Here is a 23671-nt window from a genome sequence, read left to right on the forward strand (position 1 = left end):
TCCGTCAGGGGCGTGACTACGATGGGCCAGCCGGTGGCCAACAGGGCCGCGCGGCTCACCGACCCCTCGGGAAGGCCATGCTGAACAAGTACGCGCGTGCATTCTTCACGCGTGTTCTCACACCGTTCGCCGCGTTTCTCATCCGTCGCGGCGTGAGCCCCGACGCGGTCACGTTCATCGGCACGGCCGGTGTGGTGGCGGGCGCGCTGGTCTTCTTCCCCCGCGGAGAGTTCTTCTGGGGCACGATCGTCATCACGCTCTTCGTGTTCTCCGATCTCGTCGACGGGAACATGGCGCGGCAGCTGGGACGCTCCAGCCGCTGGGGGGCCTTCCTGGACTCCACGCTCGACCGGGTCGCCGACAGCGCGATCTTCGGTGGCCTCGCGCTCTGGTACGCGGGCTCGGGCGACGACAACATCCTGTGCGCCGTCTCCATCTTCTGCCTGGCCAGCGGCCAGGTGGTTTCGTACACGAAGGCGCGCGGCGAGGCCATCGGCCTGCCCGTCGCGGTCAACGGCCTGGTGGAGCGCGCCGAGCGCCTGGTGATCTCGCTGGTCGCCGCGGGCCTCGCGGGGCTGCACAAGTTCGGGGTCCCCGGCATCGACGTACTGCTGCCCATCGCCCTGTGGATCGTCGCCGTCGGCAGCCTCGTCACGCTCATCCAGCGCGTCGTGACCGTGCGCAGGGAGTCCGCCGAGGCGGACGCGGCCACGGAGGCGGACGCGGCCACGGAGAGCCGTGCGCAGGGCAGTGAGGCCACGTCGTGAAGGAACGACTGACCGACGCGCTCTACGGAGCCGCCTGGAGCTCGGTCAAGAAGCTTCCCGAGCCGGTGGCGGTGCGCCTCGGCCGGACCATCGCCGACGCCGTGTGGAAGCGGCGCGGCAAGGGCGTCCTGCGTCTTGAGGCCAACTACGCGCGCGTGGTGCCCGACGCGAGCCCGGAGCGCCTCGCCGAGCTTTCCAGGGCGGGCCTGCGCTCGTACCTGCGCTACTGGATGGAGTCGTTCCGGCTGCCGTCGTGGAGCCGGGAGCGCATCAAGGAAGGCTTCGTCGGCCAGGACCTGCACCACCTGACGGACGGCCTGGCCTCCGGCAAGGGCGTCATTCTGGCCCTTCCGCACCTGGGCAACTGGGACCTGGCGGGCGCGTGGGTCACCACGAAACTGGACACGCCGTTCACGACGGTCGCGGAGCGGCTCAAGCCCGAGACCCTGTACGACCGTTTCGTCGCCTACCGCGAGGGACTGGGCATGGAGGTCCTGCCGCACGAGGGCGGCTCCGCCTTCGGCACCCTGGCGCGCCGGCTGCGCGCGGGCGGCCTGGTCTGCCTGGTCGCGGACCGGGATCTCTCGGCATCCGGCGTCGAGGTCAAGTTCTTCGGGGACACCGCGCGGATGCCCGCGGGGCCCGCGATCCTCGCGCAGCAGACGGGGGCGCTCCTGCTGCCCGTCACCCTCTGGTATGACGAGACGCCCATCATGAAGGGGCGCGTTCACGCCCCCATCGATGTCCCCGAGACAGGTACCCGTACGGAGAAGACGTCTGTCATGACGCAGGCGCTGGCTGACGCCTTCGCCACGGGTATCGCCGACCATCCGGAGGACTGGCACATGCTGCAGCGCTTGTGGCTCGCTGATCTCGACCCCGCGAAGGGGCCCGCCGACGGTTCCGGGCGACTCGCCGAGGGGACCGCGCCGTGAGGATCGGCATCGTCTGCCCCTACTCGTGGGACGTGCCGGGCGGCGTCCAGTTCCACATCCGTGACCTCGCGGAGCACCTGATCCGCCTCGGGCACGAAGTGTCCGTCCTGGCCCCCGCGGACGACGAGACCCCCCTTCCGCCGTACGTCGTATCGGCGGGCCGCGCCGTCCCCGTGCCGTACAACGGCTCGGTGGCCCGGCTCAACTTCGGGTTCCTGTCGGCCGCGCGGGTGCGGCGCTGGCTGCACGACGGGACGTTCGACGTCATCCACATCCACGAGCCGACCTCGCCGTCCCTCGGCCTGCTCACGTGCTGGGCGGCGCAGGGCCCGATCGTCGCGACGTTCCACACGTCCAACCCGCGCTCGCGGGCGATGATCGCGGCGTACCCGATCCTGCAGCCCGCCCTGGAGAAGATCAGCGCACGCATCGCGGTGAGCGAGTACGCGCGCCGCACGCTCGTCGAGCACCTGGGCGGCGACGCGGTCGTCATCCCGAACGGCGTGGACGTCGACTTCTTCGCCAAGGTCGAGCCCAAGGCGGAGTGGCAGGGAGGGACGATCGGCTTCATCGGCCGCATCGACGAGCCGCGCAAGGGCCTTCCGGTGCTGATGAAGGCGCTGCCGAAGATCCTCGCCGAGCGCCCCGGCACCCGGCTGCTCGTCGCGGGCCGCGGCGACGAGCACGAGGCCGTCTCCTCGCTGCCCGTCGAGATGCGGGAGCGCGTGGAGTTCCTCGGCATGGTCAGCGACGAGGACAAGGCGCGGCTGCTGCGCAGCGTCGACGTGTACGTGGCTCCCAACACCGGGGGCGAGAGCTTCGGGATCATCCTGGTCGAGGCGCTGTCGGCGGGCGCACCCGTACTCGCCAGCGATCTGGACGCCTTCGCGCAGGTCCTCGACCAGGGCGCCGCGGGCGACCTGTTCACCAACGAGGACGCTGACTCGCTGGCCGCGGCGGCCCTGCGGCTCCTCGGCGACCCCGAGCGCCGCGAGGAACTGCGCGAGCGCGGCAGCAAGCACGTACGCCGCTTCGACTGGTCGACGGTGGGCGCCGACATCCTCTCCGTGTACGAGACGGTGGCGGACGGGGCGGCCGCGGTGGCCGCCGACGAACGCACGGGCCTGCGGGCACGGTTCGGTCTCGCACGGGACTGACCGCTCGCCGGGCTCCCCGTCACGGGGGCGGGGAGCCCGGCGGTGAACCGGCACCGCCGATGCGACTAGCCTTCCCCCGGTGACCTCGACACTGATCTGGATCGCGGTAGCCCTCTTCGCGATCGGCCTCTACCTGAGCTGGACCGCGGGCCGCCTCGACCGGCTGCACGCCCGCATCGACGCGGCCCGCGCCGCCCTCGACGCCCAGCTGCTGCGCCGCGCGTCGGTCGCACAGGAGCTGGCCACCTCGGGGGTGCTCGACCCCGCGGCCTCCATCGTGCTCTACGAAGCGGCGCACGCGGCCCGGCAGGCCGAGGAGGAGCACCGCGAGGTCGCCGAGAGCGAGCTCAGCCAGGCGCTGCGCGCGATCTTCGGGGAGGTGCAGCAGGTGGAGGCGGTGCGCGAGGCTCCCGGCGGCGACGAGGCGGCGACCGAGCTCGCGGCGTCCGTGCGCCGGGTGCCGATGGCCCGGCGCTTCCACAACGACGCCGTACGCGCTGCTCGCGCCCTGCGCAGGCACCGCAAGGTCCGCTGGTTCCGCCTCGCGGGGCACGCGCCGTTCCCCATGGCCTTCGAGATGGACGACGAACCGCCGGTCGCGCTGGCCGACCGCGCGACCACGTAGCCCCGCACGGGTACGTCCCTGACCAGGGGCGTACGGGAAAAATGAGCCACCGGTCGTCCATTGGCCCTTGCTGTGGACTGGTGGCCGGGAGTTTCCTCGTAGTCGCAGGAACCCGTCTTCAGCGAGCGAGGTCAACTCCGTGTCCAGCACCCTCCCCAGCAGCAACCAGTCGCCCGAGACCGGCACCGCGCGCGTCAAGCGCGGCATGGCCGAGCAGCTCAAGGGCGGCGTCATCATGGACGTCGTCAACGCCGAGCAGGCGAAGATAGCCGAGGACGCGGGCGCGGTCGCCGTCATGGCGCTGGAGCGGGTCCCCGCCGACATCCGCAAGGACGGCGGCGTCGCCCGGATGTCCGACCCGAACATGATCGAAGAGATCATCGAGGCCGTCTCCATCCCGGTCATGGCCAAGTCCCGCATCGGCCACTTCGTCGAGGCCCAGGTGCTCCAGTCCCTCGGCGTCGACTACATCGACGAGTCCGAGGTCCTGACCCCGGCCGACGAGGTCAACCACAGCGACAAGTTCGCCTTCACGACCCCGTTCGTGTGTGGCGCCACCAACCTGGGCGAGGCCCTGCGCCGCATCGCCGAGGGCGCGGCCATGATCCGCTCCAAGGGCGAGGCCGGCACCGGCAACGTCGTCGAGGCCGTGCGCCACCTACGCCAGATCAAGAACGAGATCGCCAAGCTGCGCGGCTTCGACAACAACGAGCTGTACGCCGCCGCCAAGGACCTCCGCGCCCCGTACGAGCTGGTCAAGGAGGTCTCCGAGCTGGGCAAGCTGCCGGTGGTCCTCTTCTCGGCCGGTGGCGTCGCCACCCCCGCCGACGCCGCTCTGATGCGTCAACTCGGCGCCGAGGGCGTCTTCGTCGGCTCCGGCATCTTCAAGTCGGGTGACCCGGCCGCGCGCGCCGCCGCCATCGTGAAGGCCACCACCTTCTACGACGACCCCAAGATCATCGCGGACGCGTCCCGCAACCTCGGCGAGGCCATGGTCGGCATCAACTGCGACACCCTCCCCGAGGCCGAGCGCTACGCGAACCGTGGCTGGTAAGGCACTACGTAGATGACTGACACCCCTGTAGTCGGCGTCCTGGCTCTCCAGGGCGACGTACGGGAGCACTTGATCGCCCTGGCCTCGGCGGACGCCGTGGCCAGGCCGGTCAGGCGCCCCGAAGAGCTGGCCGACGTCGACGGCCTGGTCATCCCCGGCGGTGAGTCCACGACCATCTCCAAACTGGCCGCCCTGTTCGGCCTGTTGGAGCCACTTCGCGCGCGCGTGCGCGCCGGTATGCCGGTCTACGGCACCTGCGCGGGCATGATCATGCTGGCCGACAAGATCCTGGATCCGCGCTCGGAGCAGGAGACCTTCGGCGGCATCGACATGATCGTGCGCCGCAACGCCTTCGGGCGGCAGAACGAGTCCTTCGAGGCGGCCGTCGACATCGCCGGCATCGACGGCGACCCCGTGGAGGGTGTCTTCATCCGCGCCCCCTGGGTCGAGTCGGTCGGCGCGCGCGTCGAGGTGCTCGCCGAGCACGAGGGGCACATCGTCGCCGTGCGTCAGGGCAACGCGCTCGCCACGTCGTTCCACCCCGAGCTGACGGGCGACCATCGCGTGCACGAGCTGTTCGTCGGGATGGTGCGGGGGCACGCGGCGGCGGGATCCTAGTAGGATCTCTGCGTTCGTACAGTTGGGTAACGCGAAGGAGACAGGCAGATGTCCGGCCACTCTAAATGGGCTACGACGAAGCACAAGAAGGCCGTGATTGACGCCAAGCGCGGCAAGCTCTTCGCGAAGATGATCAAGAACATCGAGGTCGCGGCCCGCACGGGCGGCGCCGACGTGTCCGGTAACCCGACCCTCTTCGACGCCATCCAGAAGGCCAAGAAGAGCTCGGTCCCGAACAAGAACATCGACTCCGCGGTCAAGCGCGGCGCCGGTCTCGAAGCCGGTGGCGCCGACTACGAGACGATCATGTACGAGGGCTACGGCCCGAACGGCGTCGCGGTGCTCATCGAGTGCCTCACCGACAACCGCAACCGCGCGGCTTCTGACGTACGCGTCGCGATGACCCGCAACGGCGGCTCCATGGCCGACCCGGGCTCCGTCTCGTACCTCTTCAACCGCAAGGGCGTCGTCATCGTCCCCAAGGGCGAGCTGTCCGAGGACGACGTCCTCGGCGCGGTCCTGGACGCGGGCGCCGAAGAGGTCAACGACCTCGGCGAGTCCTTCGAGGTCCTCTCCGAGGCCACCGACATGGTCGCGGTCCGCACCGCGCTCCAGGACGCCGGCATCGAGTACGACTCGGCCGACGCCAACTTCGTCCCGACCATGCAGGTCGAGCTGGACGAGGACGGCGCGCGGAAGATCTTCAAGCTGATCGACGCGCTGGAGGACAGCGACGACGTGCAGAACGTCTTCGCCAACTTCGACGTGAGCGACGAGGTCATGGAGAAGGTCGACGCGTAGCGCTGCCGCGAGCTGAGCGGTTTCGGCGGGCCGGGTGGGACACACGTCCACCGGCCCGCCGCTGTTGTCGGTGGCAGCGGATAGCCTGGCTCGAAGTCAAAGATCGCCGCCGCGACGAGGGGAGGGGCCGCGCATGCGCGTACTGGGGGTGGACCCCGGACTGACCCGGTGCGGTGTGGGGGTCGTCGACGGAGTCGCCGGACGGCCGCTCACCATGCGCGGAGTCGGTGTCGTCCGCACCCCCGCCGACGCGGACCTCGGCCACCGCCTGGTCGCCATCGAGCAGGGCATCGAGCAGTGGCTCGACGAGCACGACCCCGAAGTCCTCGCCGTGGAGCGGGTGTTCAGCCAGCACAACGTACGTACGGTGATGGGCACCGCCCAGGCCAGCGCCGTGGCCATGCTCTGCGCGTCCCGCCGCGGCATCCCCGTCGCCCTGCACACGCCCAGCGAGGTCAAGGCCGCCGTCACCGGCAACGGCCGCGCGGACAAGGCACAGGTCGGGGCGATGGTCACCCGCCTCCTGCGGCTCGACGCACCGCCCAAGCCCGCCGACGCCGCGGACGCCCTCGCCCTCGCCATCTGTCACATCTGGCGCGCCCCCGCGCAGTACCGCCTCCAGCAGGCCGTGGCCCAGAACCGTCTCCAGCAGGCCGTGGCCCTGCACGCATCGAAGACCCCGCCGGGCCGTACAGCCCGGGCAGCACAGAAAGGCCGTACCGCATGATCGCCTTCGTCAGCGGCCCCGTCGCCGCCCTCGCCCCCGACGCCGCGGTGGTCGAGGTCGGCGGTGTCGGCATGGCCATCCAATGCACGCCGAACACGCTCTCCACCCTGCGGATCGGCCAGCAGACCAAGCTCGCCACCTCCCTGGTCGTCCGCGAGGACTCCCTGACCCTCTACGGCTTCGCGGACGACGACGAGCGCCAAACCTTCGAGCTCCTGCAGACCGCGAGCGGCGTCGGACCGCGCCTCGCGCAGGCCATGCTCGCCGTGCACAGCCCGGACGCCCTGCGCCGCGCGGTCGCCACCGGCGACGAGAAGGCGCTCACCGCGGTCCCGGGCATCGGCAAGAAGGGCGCCCAGAAGCTCCTCCTGGAGTACAAGGACCGCCTCGGCGAGCCCCTCGGCACGGGCGGCCCCGCGATCGGCACCCCTGTCACCTCCGGCTGGAGCGACCAGCTGCACGCGGCGCTCATCGGCCTCGGGTACGCGACGCGCGAGGCCGACGAAGCCGTCGCCGCCGTCACCCCGCAGGCAGAGGCGTCCGAGAAGCCGCAGGTGGGCCAGCTCCTCAAGGCCGCCCTTCAGACGCTGAACCGCACCCGCTAGTACGTGCCGGCCCCTTCACCACCAGAACCACATCGCGAGGCGAGCTCATGAACTGGGACGAGACCACCGACGACACGACCGCCCCGGCCGACGCGGCCGAGCGGCTCGTCGGTGCGTCCGCCGACGGCGAGGACCAGGCGGTCGAGGCCGCCCTCCGCCCCAAGGATCTGGGTGAGTTCATCGGCCAGGAGAAGGTCCGCGAGCAACTCGACCTCGTGCTGCGCGCGGCCCGGGCGCGAGGCGCCACCGCCGACCACGTGCTGCTCTCCGGCGCCCCCGGCCTCGGCAAGACCACCCTCTCGATGATCATCGCGGCCGAGATGGGCGCCCCGATCCGCATCACCAGCGGCCCCGCCATCCAGCACGCGGGCGACCTCGCGGCGATCCTCTCCTCCCTCCAGGAGGGAGAGGTGCTCTTCCTCGACGAGATCCACCGCATGTCCCGGCCCGCCGAAGAGATGCTCTACATGGCCATGGAGGACTTCCGCGTCGACGTCATCGTCGGCAAGGGCCCCGGTGCCACCGCCATCCCGCTGGAGCTGCCGCCCTTCACCCTGGTCGGCGCCACCACAAGGGCGGGCCTGCTGCCACCGCCACTGCGCGACCGCTTCGGCTTCACCGCGCACATGGAGTTCTACGAACCGGCCGAGCTGGAGCGGGTCGTCCATCGCTCCGCCCAACTGCTCGACGTGGAGATCGACCCGCAGGGCGCCGCCGAGATCGCGGGCCGCTCCCGCGGCACACCCCGTATCGCCAACCGTCTGCTGCGCCGCGTGCGGGACTACGCCCAGGTCAAGGCCGACGGCGCGATCGACAAGGACATCGCGGGCGCCGCCCTCAAGGTCTACGAGGTGGACGAGCGCGGCCTCGACCGCCTCGACCGCGCGGTCCTCGAAGCCCTGCTCAAGCTTTTCGGCGGCGGACCCGTCGGCCTCTCGACGCTCGCCGTCGCCGTGGGGGAGGAGCGCGAGACGGTCGAGGAGGTCGCCGAGCCCTTCCTGGTACGGGAGGGACTGCTCGCACGCACCCCCCGAGGCCGGGTCGGGACGCCCGCCGCATGGGCGCATCTCGGCCTTGTTCCGCCGCGGCAGGCGGGCGGAATCGGACAAGGGGACCTGTTCGGGGCGTGACGGCGCGCGTACTCGCACGGTCAGGAACTGCGGTGCCATGCTGAGCGTTGTTCGTTAGGTGCGGACTCGCTTAGACTCCGCCGATGCCGCCCTTGTGGGCGGCGTGCCCACCCCCGTCCATCAGGCCGCTTACCTGCGCGGTCATGCGAAGGAAACTCCGTCCCGTGAATATCGTGACCCTCCTCCCCTTCATCGTGCTCATCGGGGCCATGTTCCTGATGACGCGCTCCGCCAAGAAGAAGCAGCAGGCGGCAGCGCAGATGCGCAATGAGATGCAGCCCGGCACCGGCATCCGCACGATCGGTGGCATGTACGCCACCGTCAAGGAGGTTCACGACGACGCCGTCCTCCTTGAGGTGGCTCCTGGTGTGCACGCGTTCTACGCGAAGAACTCCGTGGGCGCCGTCCTCGAGGACGACGAGTACAACCGCATCGTCCACGGCACCAGCGCCGTGAAGTCGGATGACCCCGTCGTCCCGGACGACGCCTCCTCCCTCACCGAGACCGACGAGCCCGCCGCCGACGCTTCCGACGACTCGCGCATCGACCTCGGCAAGAAGGACGCGGACAGCGCCCCCGAGGCCGACGACGCCGAGCCGAAGAAGACCGACGGCGAGTCCGACGCGAAGTAGCCACCACCGGGGTCCGTGGGGCGCGCCGCTCGCGCTGCCACGGTCCCCGCAGTGCGTGGGTTTCGTGACGGGTCTCGACACCATTTCATGGCCGCCCGACCTGGGAACTCCCCGCTCAGTGAGGGGCAGTGCACCGGACGCCGGGGCGGTTGGACAGGGAGAACGAGAAGGTGGCAGCACCTAAGAAGGGCCGAAGGCAGAGCGCCCCGGGCAAGCCGGGACGCTCTTTGGTCTTCATCCTGATCGCCCTCGTGGCGCTCACCGGCGGAATGTTCCTCTCCGGGAACACCACGCCCCGCCTCGGCATCGACCTCGCCGGCGGCACGAGCATCACGCTCCAGGCGAAGGACGAGCCGGGCCAGAAGAAGAGCGCGATCAACCCGACCAACATGAACACCGCGGTCAGCATCATCAACAACCGCGTCAATGGTCTGGGTGTGTCCGAGGCCGAGGTGCAGACCCAGGGCGAAGACAACATCATCGTCAACATCCCCAAGGGCACGAACGAGAAGCAGGCGCGCGAGCAGGTCGGCACGACCGCTCAGCTCTACTTCCGTCCCGTCCTGACGGTGGCCAGCGGCGAGCCCACCCCCGAGCCGTCCGCCAGCTCGTCCGGCAAGGACAAGGACAAGGGCAAGGACACCGCGGACCCGGACAAGGCGACCGAGAAGGGCGACGACAAGGCGTCATCGACCCCGACCGCCTCCCCGTCCTCGCAGGGCCGCGCGGTCACGGACGGCCTGAAGGCCGACGCGACCCCGACGCCGAAGGCCTCGGACAAGGGCAACGACAAGGGGAAGCCGACCCCCACCCCGTCCGCCGATCCGGCCACCGCGGCGCTGCAGAAGAAGTTCACCGAGCTCGACTGCACCGACAAGGCGGCTCGCGGCAAGGTCGGTGACGGCATCAAGCCGTCCGAGCAGACCATCGCCTGTGGCAAGAACAACGCGGGGCAGTGGGAGAAGTACGTACTCGGCCCCGCCGAGCTGAACGGCAAGGACGTCGACGACGCCAAGGCGACGATCAACCAGCAGAGCGGTGCCTGGGTCGTCAACATGGAGTTCACGGGCGGCGGCTCGAAGAAGTTCTCGAAGACCACGAGCAAGCTCTCGCAGCAGCAGCCTCCGATGAACCAGTTCGCCATCGTCCTCGACGGTGAGGTGGCATCGGCCCCCAGCGTCAACACGACGCTGAGCGCGAACGCCGAGATCTCCGGCAGCTTCACCCAGGAGTCCGCCCAGGACCTCGCGAACATCCTGTCGTACGGCGCGCTGCCGCTGACCTTCCACGAGCAGAGCGTCACCACCGTCAGCCCCGCGCTCGGCGGCGAGCAGCTGCACGCCGGTCTGATCGCCGGCGCCATCGGCCTCGCGCTCGTCATCATCTACCTGGTGGTCTACTACCGCGGCCTCTCGCTGATCGCCATCGCGAGCCTCCTGGTCTCGGCGGCCCTGACGTACACCCTGATGACGCTGCTCGGCCCGGCCATCTCCTTCACCCTGAACCTGCCCGCGGTGTGTGGTGCGATCGTTGCGATCGGTATCACCGCCGACTCGTTCATCGTGTTCTTCGAACGCGTCAGGGACGAGGTCAGAGAGGGACGCACGCTGCGGCCCGCCGTGGAGCGTGCCTGGCCGCGTGCCCGGCGCACCATCCTGGTCTCCGACTTCGTGTCGTTCCTCGCGGCCGCGGTGCTCTTCATCGTCACGGTCGGCAAGGTCCAGGGCTTCGCGTTCACGCTCGGCCTGACCACACTGCTCGACGTCGTGGTGGTGTTCTTCTTCACCAAGCCGCTGATGACCCTCATGGCACGCAAGAAGTTCTTCGCGAACGGCCACAAGTGGTCCGGCCTCGACCCGAAGCGGCTCGGCGCCAAGCCGCCGCTGCGCCGCACCCGCCGCGCCACTGGTTCTTCCGTTGGCCCTGTCGACCCGAAGGAGGCGTGAGATGTCGAAGCTCGGCAATCTCGGCGCCAGGCTCTACCGCGGTGAGGTCGGCTACGACTTCGTCGGCAAGCGCAAGCTCTGGTACGGCCTCTCGATCCTGATCACCATCACGGCCATCGTCGGCCTCGCGGTGCGCGGCCTGAACATGGGCATCGAGTTCGAGGGCGGCGCGGTCTTCACCACCCCGAAGACCAGCGTCTCGGTCGCGCAGGCCGAGAAGTACGCGGAAGAGGCCTCCGGCCACGACGCGGTCGTCCAGGAGCTCGGCTCCGGCGGTCTGCGCATCCAGGTCGCCGGTGTGGACACTGCCAAGTCCGACCAGATCAAGGCGGACCTGGCCAAGGACATGGACCTCAAGTCCGAGGCCATCAACGCCGACCTCGTGGGCCCCAGTTGGGGTGAGCAGATCAGCCAGAAGGCCTGGACGGGCCTGATCATCTTCATGGTCCTCGTGGTGATCTATCTGGCGATCGCCTTCGAGTGGCGCATGGCCCTCGCCGCGCTGATCGCCCTGATCCACGACATCACGATCACCGTCGGTGTCTACGCCCTGGTGGGCTTCGAGGTCACCCAGGGCACGATCATCGGTCTCCTGACGATCCTCGGTTACTCGCTGTACGACACGGTGGTGGTCTTCGACAGCTTGAAGGAGCAGTCGAAGGACCTCACCAAGCAGACGAGGTGGACCTACAGCGAGGTCGCCAACCGAAGCATCAACAGCACCCTGGTGCGTTCGATCAACACCACGGTCGTCGCGCTCCTGCCGGTCGCCGGACTGCTCTTCATCGGCGGCGGCTTCCTCGGCGCGGGCATGCTCAACGACATCTCGCTGTCGCTGTTCGTCGGCCTCGCGGCCGGTGCGTACTCCTCGATCTTCATCGCCACGCCGCTCGTCGCCGACCTCAAGGAGACCGAGCCGCAGATGAAGGCGCTCAAGAAGCGCGTCCTCGCCAAGCGTGCCGCCGCGGCGGCCAAGGGCGAGTCCGTGGAGAGCGCGGCAGCCGCACAGGACGAGGACGACGACCGCCAGGACGACGACGTGCCGGAGGACGCCGCCCCCGCGGGCGTCGTCGGCCCGCGCACGCAGCCGGCCTCGCGGAACCGAGGCCGCGGCCGTCCCTCGGGGAAGCGCCGATGACCGAGCTCGCCGTACCGTCGGAGCTGCTGCTCAGCCGCATCCGGGACGTCGCCGATTACCCCGAGCCCGGGGTGATGTTCAAGGACATCACGCCGCTCCTCGCGGACCCGGAGGCCTTCGCCGCACTGACCGAGGCCCTCGCGGACCTCGCCGTGCGGCACGGCGCCACGAAGATCGTCGGCCTGGAGGCCCGCGGCTTCATCCTGGGCGCCCCGGTCGCGCTCCGCGCCGGGCTCGGCTTCATCCCCGTACGGAAGGCGGGCAAGCTCCCCGGAGCGACGCTCAGCCAGTCGTACGACCTGGAGTACGGCAGCGCCGAGATCGAGGTGCACGCCGAGGACCTCGCCGCCGACGACCGCGTCATGGTCATCGACGACGTCCTGGCGACCGGCGGCACCGCCGAGGCGTCCCTGCGGCTCATCCGCCGTGCGGGCGCGCAGGTCGCCGGTGTGGCCGTCCTGATGGAGCTCGGCTTCCTCGGGGGCCGCGCCAAGCTGGAGACGGCCCTGGAGGGCGCCCCGCTGGAGGCCCTCCTCACCGTCTGAGGCGTCTGAGCAGCCACCACGCACACCCTGAGGCGGGCCCGGAGGAATCCGGCGCCCGTCTCAGGCGTTCCTCTCGTAGAAGGGCGTCTCATGAGCTGAGGGAGAGCCGAAGGTCGAGGATCGATACCATGGGCTCTTCGGGGCCTGACCGGGGGACCCGGATCGCGCACAGGGAGCGCCTCTTGCCAGACGATTCCAAGGCACTCACCGCCGCCAAGGCCGCAGAGGCCAAGCGCGCCGCGGCACACGCCGCCGCGCCCGCGAAGAACGCGACGCCCGCGAGGCAGCAGGACAGCGCGCCCCCCAGCGCCCCCGGCGGCACCTCCGCACCGCGCACGACGGGCGACAGCGCCCAGCGGGACAAGCCGGCCGCCGAAGCGCGCCCCAAGCCCCCCACCGAGGCCCGCGCCGGCAGCACGACGCCCACGCCACGGCCCACCGCGGCCAAGAACGAGCGCTCCGGCTCCTCCAACCGCGTACGCGCCCGCCTGGCCCGCCTCGGCGTCCAGCGCTCGAACCCGTACAACCCGGTCCTGGAGCCCCTGCTGCGGATAGTGCGCAGCAACGACCCCAAGATCGAGACGGCGACGCTGCGCCAGATCGAGAAGGCCTACCAGGTCGCCGAGCGCTGGCACCGCGGCCAGAAGCGCAAGAGCGGCGACCCGTACATCACGCACCCCCTCGCCGTGACGACGATCCTCGCCGAGCTGGGCATGGACCCGGCCACGCTGATGGCGGGCCTCCTTCACGACACCGTCGAGGACACCGAGTACGGCCTCGACACCCTCAAGCGCGACTTCGGCGACCAGGTCGCCCTCCTCGTCGACGGCGTCACCAAGCTGGACAAGGTCAAGTTCGGCGAGGCCGCGCAGGCCGAGACCGTGCGCAAGATGGTCGTCGCCATGGCCAAGGACCCCCGCGTCCTGGTCATCAAGCTCGCCGACCGCCTGCACAACATGCGCACGATGCGCTACCTCAAGCGCGAGAAGCAGGAGAAGAAGGCCCGCGAGACCCTGGAGATCTACGCTCCGCTGGCGCACCGCCTGGGCATGAACACCATCAAGTGGGAGCTGGAGGACCTCGCCTTCGCGATCCTCTACCCCAAGATGTACGACGAGATCGTGCGCCTGGTCGCCGAGCGCGCCCCCAAGCGCGACGAGTACCTCGCCATAGTGACCGACGAGGTCCAGGCCGACCTGCGCGCCGCCCGCATCAAGGCCACCGTCACCGGCCGCCCGAAGCACTACTACAGCGTCTACCAGAAGATGATCGTCCGCGGCCGTGACTTCGCGGAGATCTACGACCTGGTGGGCATCCGCGTCCTGGTCGACACGGTCCGCGACTGCTATGCCGCCCTCGGCACCGTCCACGCGCGATGGAATCCGGTCCCCGGCCGGTTCAAGGACTACATCGCGATGCCGAAGTTCAACATGTACCAGTCGCTGCACACGACGGTCATCGGCCCCAACGGCAAGCCCGTCGAGCTCCAGATCCGTACGTTCGACATGCACCGCCGCGCCGAGTACGGCATCGCCGCGCACTGGAAGTACAAGCAGGAGGCCGTCGCCGGCGCCTCCAAGGTGCGCACGGACGTACCGAAGAAGGCCGGTGGCAAGGACGACCACCTCAACGACATGGCGTGGCTGCGCCAGCTCCTCGACTGGCAGAAGGAGACCGAGGACCCCAGCGAGTTCCTCGAATCGCTGCGCTTCGACCTGTCGCGCAACGAAGTCTTCGTCTTCACGCCGAAGGGCGACGTCATAGCGCTCCCGGCGGGCGCCACCCCTGTCGACTTCTCGTACGCGGTCCACACCGAGGTCGGCCACCGCACCATAGGGGCCCGGGTCAACGGACGGCTCGTGCCGCTCGAATCGACCCTGGACAACGGCGACTTGGTGGAGGTCTTCACCTCCAAGGCGGCAGGTGCGGGCCCTTCCCGCGACTGGCTCGGCTTCGTCAAGTCACCGCGGGCGCGCAACAAGATCCGCGCGTGGTTCTCCAAGGAGCGCCGCGACGAGGCCATCGAGCAGGGCAAGGACGCCATCGCGCGCGCCATGCGCAAGCAGAACCTGCCGATCCAGCGGATCCTGACGGGCGACTCCCTCGTCACGCTCGCGCACGAGATGCGCTACCCCGACATCTCGTCCCTCTACGCGGCGATCGGCGAAGGCCACGTCACCGCGCAGTCCGTCGTACAGAAGCTCGTCCAGGCGCTCGGCGGCGAAGAGGCCGCCAACGAGGACATCGCCGAGAGCGCGCCGCCCTCGCGCGGCCGCAGCAAGCGCCGCGCCAACGCCGACCCCGGTGTCGTCGTCAAGGGCGTCGAGGACGTGTGGGTCAAGCTGGCCCGCTGCTGTACGCCCGTGCCGGGGGACCCGATCATCGGCTTCGTCACGCGCGGCAGCGGCGTCTCCGTGCACCGCTCCGACTGCGTGAACGTGGACTCGCTCTCGCGCGAGCCCGAGCGGATCCTGGAAGTCGAGTGGGCACCCACCCAGTCCTCGGTCTTCCTGGTCGCCATCCAGGTCGAGGCCCTGGACCGCTCGCGCCTCCTGTCGGACGTCACGCGCATCCTGTCGGACCAGCACGTGAACATCCTGTCCGCGGCCGTCCAAACCTCCCGCGACCGGGTCGCCACCTCGCGCTTCACCTTCGAGATGGGCGACCCCAAGCACCTGGGCCATGTGCTCAAGGCGGTCAGGGGAGTCGAGGGTGTGTACGACGTCTACAGGGTGACGTCGGCGCGCAGGCCCTGACCCGCATCACCTCATGGGTCCGCCCCCGCCGCTTGTGCGCCGGGGGCGGACCCATGAGGTGGCTAAGCCTGCGTCAGCCGCCGAACTCGTGCAGACCCTTCAGGGCCTGGTCGAGCAGCGCCTGACGGCCGTCGAGCTCCTTCTGGAGCTTGTCGGCCTTGGCGTTGTTGCCCGCGGCGCGCGCCTTCTCGATCTGGTCGACCAGCTTGTCGACGGCCGCCTGCAGCTGCCCCGTCAGGCCCTCGGCCCGAGCCCGCGCCTCAGGGTTCGTCCGGCGCCACTCGGCCTCCTCGGTCTCCTGGAGGGCACGCTCCACCGCGTGCATCCGGCCCTCGACCTTCGGCCGCGCGTCACGCGGGACGTGGCCGATGGCCTCCCAGCGTTCGTTGAGCGTACGGAAGGCGGCGCGCGCCGACTTGAGGTCCTTCACCGGGACGAGCTTCTCGGCCTCCTCGGCCAGCTCCTCCTTCAGCTTCAGGTTCTCCGTCTGCTCGGCGTCCCGCTCCGCGAATACCGCGCTGCGCGCCGCGAAGAACACGTCCTGGGCGCCGCGGAAGCGGTTCCACAGGTCGTCCTCGTGCTCGCGCTGGGCGCGGCCCGCGGCCTTCCACTCGGTCATCAGGTCGCGGTAGCGCGCGGCCGTCGGACCCCAGTCGGTCGACCCGGACAGCGCCTCGGCCTCGCCGACCAGCTTCTCCTTGGTCTTGCGGGCCTCCTCGCGCTGGGCGTCCAGCGAGGCGAAGTGGGCCTTGCGCCGCTTGGAGAACGCCGAGCGGGCATGCGAGAAGCGGTGCCACAGCTCGTCGTCCGACTTGCGGTCCAGGCGCGGCAGACCCTTCCAGGTGTCCACCAGGGCGCGAAGCCGCTCGCCCGCCGCCCGCCACTGCTCGCTCTGGGCGAGCTCCTCGGCCTCGACGACCAGCGCCTCCTTGGCGTGCCTCGCCTCGTCCGACTGCTTGGCCTTTTGGACCTTGCGCTCTTCACGGCGCGCGTCGACGGTCTCGACGAGCTTGTCCAGGCGCGTGCTCAGGGCGTCCAGATCGCCGACCGCGTGTGCCTCGTCCACCTGCTGGCGCAGGTGGTCGATGGCGGTCATGGCGTCCTTGGCCGACAGGTCGGTCGTCTTCACCCGGCGCTCGAGAAGTCCGATCTCGACGACCAGACCGTCGTACTTGCGCTCGAAGTAGGCCAGGGCCTCGTCAGGAGACCCCGCTTTCCACGAACCGACCTCGCGCTCGCTGCCGTCGGCCTTGCGCACGTACACGGTCCCCGTCTCGTCGACGCGGCCCCACGGGTCGCTGCTCACAGCGCCTCCTCCACATGATGCCTGCGCAGGGCCTCGGGGCCCCCGGCATCGTCCACAGTTTCGTCACCGCCAACATAGGCGACCAGCGGGGCGGCTGTCCGCATCCCGCGCGTCCGAAGTTTGCCCGCGGGCGGTCAGGATTTCGACACGGTCGCCTTGTTGATGACGACCGTCGCGTTCGGGGCGCCGTCGCCCTGCCCGGTGCTCTCGCCGGCGTCGGCAATCTTCTTGAGCACCTTCATCCCGGAATCGGAAATGGTCCCGAACGGTGTGTAGTCGGGCGGGAGCTGACTGTCCTGGTAGACGAGGAAGAACTGGCTGCCGCCGGTGTCCCGGCCCGTCTTCTTCTCGGCGTTGTACTGGTTGGCCATCGCGACCGTGCCCGCCGGATAGACGTTCCCCTTCAGGCGCTTGTCCTTGAGGTTCTCGTCCGGGATCGAGTAGCCGGGGCCGCCCTCGCCGGTGCCCTTCGGGTCGCCGCACTGGAGCACGAAGATGCCGCCCGCGGTGAGCCGGTGGCACTTGGTGTGATCGAGGTAGCCCTTGTTCACCAGGAAGTTGAAGGAGTTGACCGTGTGCGGGGCCTTGGCCGCCGACAGGTTCAGGTCGATGTCGCCGCAGGTGGTGCCGAGCTTCATCGTGTAGTCGGCCGACTTGTCGATCGTCAGCTTCGGTTCCTTCTTGAAGCTGAGCGGCTTCACCTTGCCGCCCGCGGGCTTCTCGCAGGGGTCCGGCTTGGTGGTGGGGCTCGCGTTCGCCTCGTCGTTCGCCGCGCTGTCGCCGTCGAAGGCACCCGCCGCGTACGACACCGCGCCACCGGCCACCACCACCGCGAGCGCCGAGGCGATCACCGCGTTGCGCACCCGCGCCCTGCGCCGCGCGGCCTCCCGGCGCTGCTGCTGCCGCAAGAACTTCTCCCGGGCGAGCTGACGCCGCCGCTGATCGTTGCTGACCACCGGGTTCTCTCTCCTCTGCGTGGATGACCGCTTCTGTGTGCCCCGTACCGTATATGGGTTAGCTGTGGAATCGGGAGCGCCGGTAGGCTCTGATCTGCCGCGATCCCGCGCGGTCACCTCCGCCGGACTACGAACGAAGGACGATCGTGCTCATTGCCGGGTTTCCCGCCGGGGCCTGGGGCACCAACTGCTACTTGGTCGCCCCCGCCGCAGGCGAGGAGTGCGTGATCATCGACCCGGGCCACCAGGCCGCCGAGGGAGTCGAGGACGCGCTCAAGAAGCATCGGCTCAAGCCCGTCGCGGTCGTCCTCACCCATGGCCACATCGACCACGTCGCCTCGGTCGTGCCGGTCTGCGGGGCGCACGACGTGCCCGCGTGGATCCACCCCGACGACCGGTACATGATGAGCGACCCGGAGAAGGCCATAGGCCGTTCCTTCGGCGCGCAGCTGCTCGGCGAACTGACCGTGGGGGAACCCTCCGACGTCAAGGAGCTGGCCGACGGCGCGCGGCTGAAGCTCGCCGGACTCGACTTCTCCGTCGCGCACGCGCCGGGGCATACGAAGGGGTCGGTGACGTTCCAGCTCCCCGAGTCCGCCGAGGTTCCCTCGGTGTTCTTCTCGGGCGATCTGCTCTTCGCCGGCTCCATCGGCCGCACCGACCTGCCCGGCGGATCGCACGACGAGATGCTCGAATCGCTGGCGCGTGTGTGCCTGCCGCTCGACGACTCGACCGTGGTCCTGCCCGGTCACAACGAGCACACGACCATCGGCCGTGAGCGCGCCACCAACCCGTATCTGCGCCAGGTGGCCGCCGGCCTGGGAGCCGACGCTCCCCGACGAGGAATGTGACGAGAGAAAACCCGTGAGCACCTTCAAGGCCCCCAAGGGCACCTACGACCTGCTTCCGCCGCGCTCGGCTACGTTCCTTGCGGTGCGCGAGGCCATTGCCGCGCCGCTGCGGAACTCCGGGTACGGCTACGTCGAGACGCCCGGCTTCGAGAACGTCGAGCTGTTCTCGCGTGGCGTCGGCGAGTCCACCGACATCGTCTCCAAGGAGATGTACGCCTTCGAGACCAAGGGCGGCGACCAGCTCGCCCTGCGCCCCGAGGGCACTGCTTCCGTGCTGCGCGCGGCCCTGGAGGCCAACCTCCACAAGCAGGGAAACCTGCCGGTCAAGCTCTGGTACTCCGGCTCGTACTACCGCTACGAGAAGCCCCAGGCGGGCCGCTACCGCCACTTCTCGCAGGTCGGCGCCGAGGCGATCGGCGCGGAGGACCCGGCCCTGGACGCCGAGTTGATCATCCTCGCGGACCAGGCGTACCGCGCGCTCGGCCTGCGGCAGTTCCGCATCCTGCTGAACTCGCTCGGCGACAAGGAGTGCCGCCCCGTCTACCGCGCCGCGCTGCAGGACTTCCTGCGCGGGCTCGATCTGGACGAGGAGACACGTCGACGTATCGACATCAACCCGCTGCGGGTCCTGGACGACAAGCGTGACGACGTCCAGAAGCAGCTGGTCGGCGCTCCGATGCTGCGCGACTATCTGTGCGACGCGTGCAAGGCGTACCACGAGCAGGTACGCGAGCTGATCACGGAGGCGGGTGTCGCTTTCGAGGACGACGAGAAGCTGGTCCGCGGCCTGGACTACTACACCCGCACGACCTTCGAGTTCGTCCACGACGGCCTGGGCTCGCAGTCCGCGGTGGGCGGCGGTGGCCGCTACGACGGCCTGTCCGAGATGATTGGCGGCCCCTCGCTGCCGTCGGTCGGCTGGGCGCTCGGCGTGGACCGCACGGTCCTTGCCCTGGAGGCGGAGGGCGTGGAGCTCGAACTGCCCTCGGCGACCAGCGTGTTCGCGGTGCCGCTGGGCGACGAGGCGCGCCGGGTGCTGTTCTCCAAGGTGACGGAGCTGCGCAGGGCCGGGGTCGCGGCGGACTTCTCGTACGGCGGCAAGGGCCTCAAGGGCGCGATGAAGAACGCCAACCGCAGCGGCGCGCGGTACACCGTCGTCGCCGGTGAGAGGGATCTCGCCGAGGGCGTGGTCCAGCTCAAGGACATGGAGTCCGGGGAGCAGGTGGCTGTCGCCGTGGACGAGTTGGTGGCGGAGCTGAAGTCCCGGCTGAGCTAACCCCGGGGGCAGTTTTTTCGCCCCCTCCGCCCCCTACCCGTCCCGTCCCTGGAGGCTCCGCCCCCAGACCCCCGGATCGGCCTGAACGGCCTCGTCCTCAAACGCCGGACGGGCTGAAATTCAGCCCCTCCGGCGTTTGAGGAGCGGGGTCTGGGGCGGAGCCCCAGGACGGGACGGGTAGGGGCGGAGGGGGCGAGAAACTCAGTCCAGCAGCCCGCACCGCATCGCACTCGTGACTGCGGCGGTGCGGTCATCCACCCCCAGCTTCCCGAAGACCCGCAGCAAATGCGTCTTCACCGTGGACTCCGCGACGTGCAAGCGCCGCCCGATCTCCGCGTTCGTACACCCCTCGGCGACAAGCCGGAGCACCGCAGTCTCGCGCGCGGACAGCCGAGGCCGCTCCGGGCGAGTCCGCAGCTGGTCGACGAGCCGCGCCGCCACCGAAGGGGCAAGGACCGTCTCCCCGCGAGCAGCGGCCCGCACCGCCTCGGCCAGCTCCCCCCGCGCCAGATCCTTCAGCAGATAACCCGCCGCCCCCGCCTCCACGGCCCGCAGAATGTCGCGGTCGGTCTCGTACGTCGTGAGCACGATGACCCGGCAGGGCAGCCCCGCCGCCGCCATCCGCTCGATCGAGTCGGCCCCGCCACCGCCGGGCATCCGCAGGTCCATCAGGACGATGTCCGGCCGCAGTTCGGCGGCCAGCGCCTCCGCCCGGGGCCCGCTGGACGCCTCCGCGACCACGTCCAGGTCCGGCTCGGCGCTCAGCATGGCGCGCAGTCCCTCGCGTACGACGGGATGGTCGTCGGCCAGCACGACGCGGATCACGGGGCGCTCCTCTCGGGGATCGGAAGCAGGACGGTGACGGTCGTGCCGCCACCGGGGCCACTGGTCACCTCTGCGGTGCCCCTGACCTCGGCGGCCCGCTCGCGCAGCCCCGGCAGGCCGTACCCCTGCCGCGGCACGCCGGGGTCGAAGCCGCGCCCCGTGTCCCGCACCGCCAGGGTGAGCGAGCCCGGCGCGTAGGCCAGGGCGACACTCGCCGACGCACCGGGCCCGGCGTGCCTGCGTACGTTGGTGAGGGCCTCCTGGCAGGAGCGCAGGGCCACCACTTCGAGGCCCGGCGGCAGCGGGCGCACCTCACCCGTCACGGAGACCTCGGCCTCGTGCCGGGAGGCCAGGCGCCGCAAGGCGTCAGGGAGCGAACCGCCGTCCAGGTCGGCGGGCGCGCGCCCCGCGACCAGGGCCCGCGCCTCGGCGAGGTTCTGCCGGGCCGTCGCCTCCATCAGGCCCAGGTGGCGGCGGGCGGCGGGAACGTCGCGCTCCAGCTCCGCGTCGACGGCCTGGACGAGCATGAGGACGCTGGTGAAGCCCTGCGCGAGGGTGTCGTGGATCTCGCGCGACATGCGCTCGCGCTCCGTGAGGGCGCCGCGCTCGGCGGAGAGCCGGGCGACCTCCTCGCGGCTGGCCTCCAGCTCGGCGATGAGCTCGGCCCGTTCGAGGCTCTGCTCGATGATGCGGACGGCCCAGCTGCCCATCGCCACCGAGAAGACCAGCGTCACCACGGCGAACACCGAGTTGTAGAAGAGGTCCTGCGGCGAGGGCCGCCACAGCAGCGCCCAGCCCGCCACGGGCGCGAAGTTGATGACGGTGACCCCCGCGATCGCCCAGCGCATCCGCAGACAGATGAAGCACTGCGGGATGAGCGCGAAGGTCATCAGGCGGGTCTCGCCGATCAGCACACCCGGTGGCAGGAACAGCACGACGGCGCCCGCGACGTAGATCAACGCCCGCCGCTCGTCGGTGCCCTCCTCCATGAGGACGCCGCGCCCGAACCCCACGTACCAGGGGGCCAGGAGCAGCAGCAGCCCCGCGGTGGTGAGCCGGACGGGCCACCCCGGCTCCGCCGTGCCGAGCACGAAGATCAGGGTGGCCACCCACACCACGGCGAAGTACGCGTCCCAGAGCCGGAACGTGCGCAGCCAGATGTGCGCGTCGCGCGGTCCGGACGCCTTGCTCATCCCTCGCGCCGGTTCTTCCACCGGAAGGTCAGCAGACACAGCACCAATCCTCCGACGCACCAGGCACCGAGCACCAGGGCGATACGGCCGTACTCCCAACTACCCGTCTGCTCCAGGACGTTGGCCGACTCGGGCAGGAACACCCCGCGGAAACCCTGGCACATCCACTTCAGCGGGAAGAGCGCGCCGATGTTCAGCATCCAGTCGGGGATCGTGTCGATGGCGATGTAGACGCCGGAGATGAACTGCAGCACCAGGAACGGGAGTACGACCACCGAGTTCGCGCCGCGTCCGGACTTCGGGACGCTGCTGATCGCGATGCCGAGCAGCGCGCAGCCGGTGAGGCCGAGGACGAAGACCCAGCCGAAGGTGAGCCACTTGCCCGCGCTCGTGGGCAGATCGACGTCGAAGAGCGTCACGCCGACGACCAGCAGGGCGACGGTCTCCAGGAGTCCGGTGACCAGGACGAGCCAGATCTTGCCGAGGAAGTACGCGGCGGGCGGCATCGGCGTCCCGCGCAGGCGCCGCAGCACCTTCTCGTCGCGCTCGATCGCGATGGAGATGCCGAGCGACTGGAAGCTGGTGGACATGACGCCCGCGGCGATCATCGCGGCCACGTAGAGCTGCGACGCCGTGATGCCCGCGCCCTCCACGTCGTTGCTGAAGATCGATGCGAAGAGGAAGAGGAAGACGATGGGGAAGGCGAAGGTGAAGACCACCTGCTCGCGCAGCCGGAAGAACTGCCGCAGTTCCATCGCCCCCTGGTGCAGACCGAGCGCCCAGGCGGAGGGCAGCCGCTGGGGGACCCGCTCGGAGGGACGTACGCCCGTGGTGCTCGCCGTCGATGTCATCGTGCGTCGCCTTCCTGCCCGGTGAGCCGCAGATACACGTCTTCGAGGGAGGGCCGGCTGATGCGCAGCCCCGGGATCTCCCCGTCGAACCGGGCCGTCAGCTCGGCGACGGTCCGCGTCGGTGTGCCGGTGCGCTCGCCGCGCGGGGTCCCGTCCAGGTCGGTCCACTCGACGGTGGCCTCCGCGCCGTGGCGGTGGCGCAGGGCCGAGGGCTCGCCCTCGGCGACCACCCGGCCGTCGGCGATCACCGCGAGCCGGTGCGCGAGCGCCTCGGCCTCCTCCAGGTAGTGCGTGGTGAGCACGATGGTGGTGCCCTCGTCGGCGAGCCTGCGGATCAGGCCCCAGAACTGGCGCCGCGCGGCCGGGTCGAAGCCCGTCGTCGGCTCGTCGAGGAGCAGGAGCGCGGGGTCGCCGATGACGCCGAGTGCCACGTCGAGGCGGCGGCGCTGGCCGCCGGAGAGGCCCTTGACGCGGCTCGCCGCCTTCTCATCGAGGCCGACGAGCGAGATGACGTCTTCGGGGTCGCGCGGCTTCGGGTAGTAGCGGGCGAACTGACGCACTGTCTCGCGCACCGTCAGCTCGGCGGGCGCAGACTCGTCCTGCCAGACGATCCCCACGCGCGAGCGCCACGCACGCCCTGCGGACGCGGGGTCGGCGCCGAGTACCGCGACTTCGCCGCCGTCCCGGGCGCGGTTGCCCTGGAGGATCTCCACCGTGGTGCTCTTGCCCGCGCCGTTGGGGCCGAGGATGCCGAAGACCTCGCCGTGCCGGATGGCCAGGTCGATGCCGTCGACCGCCGTCACATCGCCGTATCGCTTGCGCAGCCCTCGAACGTCCACCGCGAGTTCGCCTCTGGCTGCCGTCGTGCCGTCGTCTGCTGTCATGACGTAGAGCGTTCCGGTGAACCGAACGCTCCGGGACCTCCGTGCGTACCTCCTTATGTCCATCGAACGGTGGACACCCGCGCGCGTGCGGCA

General features: G+C 70.2%; 22 protein-coding genes and 1 pseudogene. 17 read left to right on the forward strand and 6 right to left on the reverse strand.

All coding sequences use genetic code 11. From position 1 onward, the window contains the following. Positions 1-21: 21 nt before the first annotated feature. The 15 genes and pseudogenes from pgsA to ACWGI2_RS37125 all read left to right on the forward strand — a co-directional run bounded on the left by pgsA (position 22) and on the right by ACWGI2_RS37125 (position 15436). Positions 22-767, forward strand: a pseudogene (gene pgsA / locus ACWGI2_RS37055) (phosphatidylinositol phosphate synthase). Beyond that, positions 764-1702 (forward strand): phosphatidylinositol mannoside acyltransferase, encoded by a 939-nt coding sequence (locus ACWGI2_RS37060; RefSeq protein WP_453700235.1) that lies wholly within the window; start codon positions 764-766, stop codon positions 1700-1702. The pseudogene pgsA and the gene ACWGI2_RS37060 overlap by 4 nt, the downstream one beginning before the upstream one ends. After that, the gene (locus tag ACWGI2_RS37065) at positions 1699-2859 is read left to right on the forward strand and encodes a glycosyltransferase family 4 protein (protein WP_453700236.1); all 1161 of its coding nucleotides are present in this window, start codon (positions 1699-1701) and stop codon (positions 2857-2859) included. Before ACWGI2_RS37060 ends, ACWGI2_RS37065 begins: the two co-directional genes overlap by 4 nt. 79 nt (positions 2860-2938) lie before the next feature. Further along, entirely contained in the window at positions 2939-3484 is a 546-nt protein-coding gene (locus tag ACWGI2_RS37070) for a LemA family protein (protein WP_371530264.1), read from the forward strand. A gap of 139 nt (positions 3485-3623) precedes the next feature. Further along, positions 3624-4538, forward strand: coding sequence for a pyridoxal 5'-phosphate synthase lyase subunit PdxS (pdxS, locus tag ACWGI2_RS37075; RefSeq protein ID WP_160503800.1), 915 nt, complete (start codon positions 3624-3626; stop codon positions 4536-4538). Between the two features lie 12 nt (positions 4539-4550). Beyond that, positions 4551-5156, forward strand: a complete 606-nt coding sequence (gene pdxT, locus ACWGI2_RS37080) for a pyridoxal 5'-phosphate synthase glutaminase subunit PdxT (RefSeq protein WP_160503799.1) — start codon at positions 4551-4553, stop codon at positions 5154-5156. Between the two features lie 48 nt (positions 5157-5204). Continuing rightward, on the forward strand, positions 5205-5957 hold the full coding sequence (locus tag ACWGI2_RS37085; RefSeq protein WP_160503798.1) for a YebC/PmpR family DNA-binding transcriptional regulator: 753 nt from the start codon (positions 5205-5207) through the stop codon (positions 5955-5957). 133 nt (positions 5958-6090) lie between these two features. After that, complete coding sequence (gene ruvC / locus ACWGI2_RS37090) at positions 6091-6684, forward strand: crossover junction endodeoxyribonuclease RuvC (RefSeq protein ID WP_453700238.1); 594 nt, start codon at positions 6091-6093, stop codon at positions 6682-6684. Continuing rightward, on the forward strand, positions 6681-7289 hold the full coding sequence (ruvA, locus tag ACWGI2_RS37095; protein WP_453700239.1) for a Holliday junction branch migration protein RuvA: 609 nt from the start codon (positions 6681-6683) through the stop codon (positions 7287-7289). Before ruvC ends, ruvA begins: the two co-directional genes overlap by 4 nt. A 47-nt stretch (positions 7290-7336) precedes the next feature. Then, entirely contained in the window at positions 7337-8419 is a 1083-nt protein-coding gene (gene ruvB, locus ACWGI2_RS37100) for a Holliday junction branch migration DNA helicase RuvB (protein WP_453700241.1), read from the forward strand. Between the two features lie 164 nt (positions 8420-8583). Next, positions 8584-9051, forward strand: a complete 468-nt coding sequence (gene yajC, locus ACWGI2_RS37105) for a preprotein translocase subunit YajC (RefSeq protein WP_453399510.1) — start codon at positions 8584-8586, stop codon at positions 9049-9051. A 170-nt stretch (positions 9052-9221) separates the two neighbouring features. Then, positions 9222-10997, forward strand: a complete 1776-nt coding sequence (gene secD / locus ACWGI2_RS37110) for a protein translocase subunit SecD (protein WP_453700242.1) — start codon at positions 9222-9224, stop codon at positions 10995-10997. Position 10998: 1 nt separating this feature from the next. Further along, positions 10999-12135, forward strand: a complete 1137-nt coding sequence (gene secF, locus ACWGI2_RS37115) for a protein translocase subunit SecF (RefSeq protein WP_453399512.1) — start codon at positions 10999-11001, stop codon at positions 12133-12135. Further along, positions 12132-12680: an adenine phosphoribosyltransferase gene (locus ACWGI2_RS37120; RefSeq protein ID WP_160503791.1), complete on the forward strand. Its 549-nt coding sequence runs from the start codon at positions 12132-12134 to the stop codon at positions 12678-12680. The genes secF and ACWGI2_RS37120 overlap by 4 nt, the downstream gene beginning before the upstream one ends. A gap of 182 nt (positions 12681-12862) precedes the next feature. Continuing rightward, complete coding sequence (locus ACWGI2_RS37125; protein WP_453399513.1) at positions 12863-15436, forward strand: RelA/SpoT family protein; 2574 nt, start codon at positions 12863-12865, stop codon at positions 15434-15436. A 73-nt stretch (positions 15437-15509) separates the two neighbouring features. On the opposite strand, the gene ACWGI2_RS37130 is transcribed toward ACWGI2_RS37125, so the two are convergent. Together ACWGI2_RS37130 and ACWGI2_RS37135 are read right to left on the reverse strand one after the other, a co-directional pair. Next, a complete protein-coding gene (locus ACWGI2_RS37130) occupies positions 15510-16742 on the reverse strand; it encodes a DUF349 domain-containing protein (protein WP_160503789.1) in 1233 nt (410 codons plus the stop codon). Between the two features lie 134 nt (positions 16743-16876). Next, a complete protein-coding gene (locus tag ACWGI2_RS37135) occupies positions 16877-17698 on the reverse strand; it encodes a peptidylprolyl isomerase (protein WP_453700244.1) in 822 nt (273 codons plus the stop codon). Between the two features lie 146 nt (positions 17699-17844). On the opposite strand from ACWGI2_RS37135, the gene ACWGI2_RS37140 reads away from it, so the two are divergent. Together ACWGI2_RS37140 and hisS are read left to right on the forward strand one after the other, a co-directional pair. Then, positions 17845-18549: an MBL fold metallo-hydrolase gene (locus tag ACWGI2_RS37140; protein WP_160503787.1), complete on the forward strand. Its 705-nt coding sequence runs from the start codon at positions 17845-17847 to the stop codon at positions 18547-18549. A 13-nt stretch (positions 18550-18562) separates the two neighbouring features. Next, positions 18563-19825 (forward strand): histidine--tRNA ligase, encoded by a 1263-nt coding sequence (hisS, locus tag ACWGI2_RS37145; protein ID WP_453700246.1) that lies wholly within the window; start codon positions 18563-18565, stop codon positions 19823-19825. 201 nt (positions 19826-20026) lie between these two features. Here the strand turns inward: hisS and ACWGI2_RS37150 are convergent, their stop codons facing one another. From ACWGI2_RS37150 to ACWGI2_RS37165, 4 genes are read right to left on the reverse strand one after another with little or no spacing between them, the layout of a single operon-like run. After that, positions 20027-20650 carry a response regulator gene (locus ACWGI2_RS37150; RefSeq protein WP_453700247.1) on the reverse strand — a complete coding sequence of 208 codons (624 nt, stop codon included), beginning with the start codon at positions 20648-20650 and terminating at the stop codon, positions 20027-20029. Further along, positions 20647-21843: a sensor histidine kinase gene (locus tag ACWGI2_RS37155; RefSeq protein ID WP_453399517.1), complete on the reverse strand. Its 1197-nt coding sequence runs from the start codon at positions 21841-21843 to the stop codon at positions 20647-20649. Before ACWGI2_RS37155 ends, ACWGI2_RS37150 begins: the two co-directional genes overlap by 4 nt. Then, positions 21840-22694, reverse strand: coding sequence for an ABC transporter permease (locus ACWGI2_RS37160; RefSeq protein ID WP_453700249.1), 855 nt, complete (start codon positions 22692-22694; stop codon positions 21840-21842). Before ACWGI2_RS37160 ends, ACWGI2_RS37155 begins: the two co-directional genes overlap by 4 nt. Continuing rightward, entirely contained in the window at positions 22691-23578 is an 888-nt protein-coding gene (locus ACWGI2_RS37165; RefSeq protein WP_453700251.1) for an ABC transporter ATP-binding protein, read from the reverse strand. The genes ACWGI2_RS37160 and ACWGI2_RS37165 overlap by 4 nt, the downstream gene beginning before the upstream one ends. Positions 23579-23671: the final 93 nt, after the last annotated feature.

Source organism: Streptomyces sp. NPDC054866, assembly GCF_053610745.1.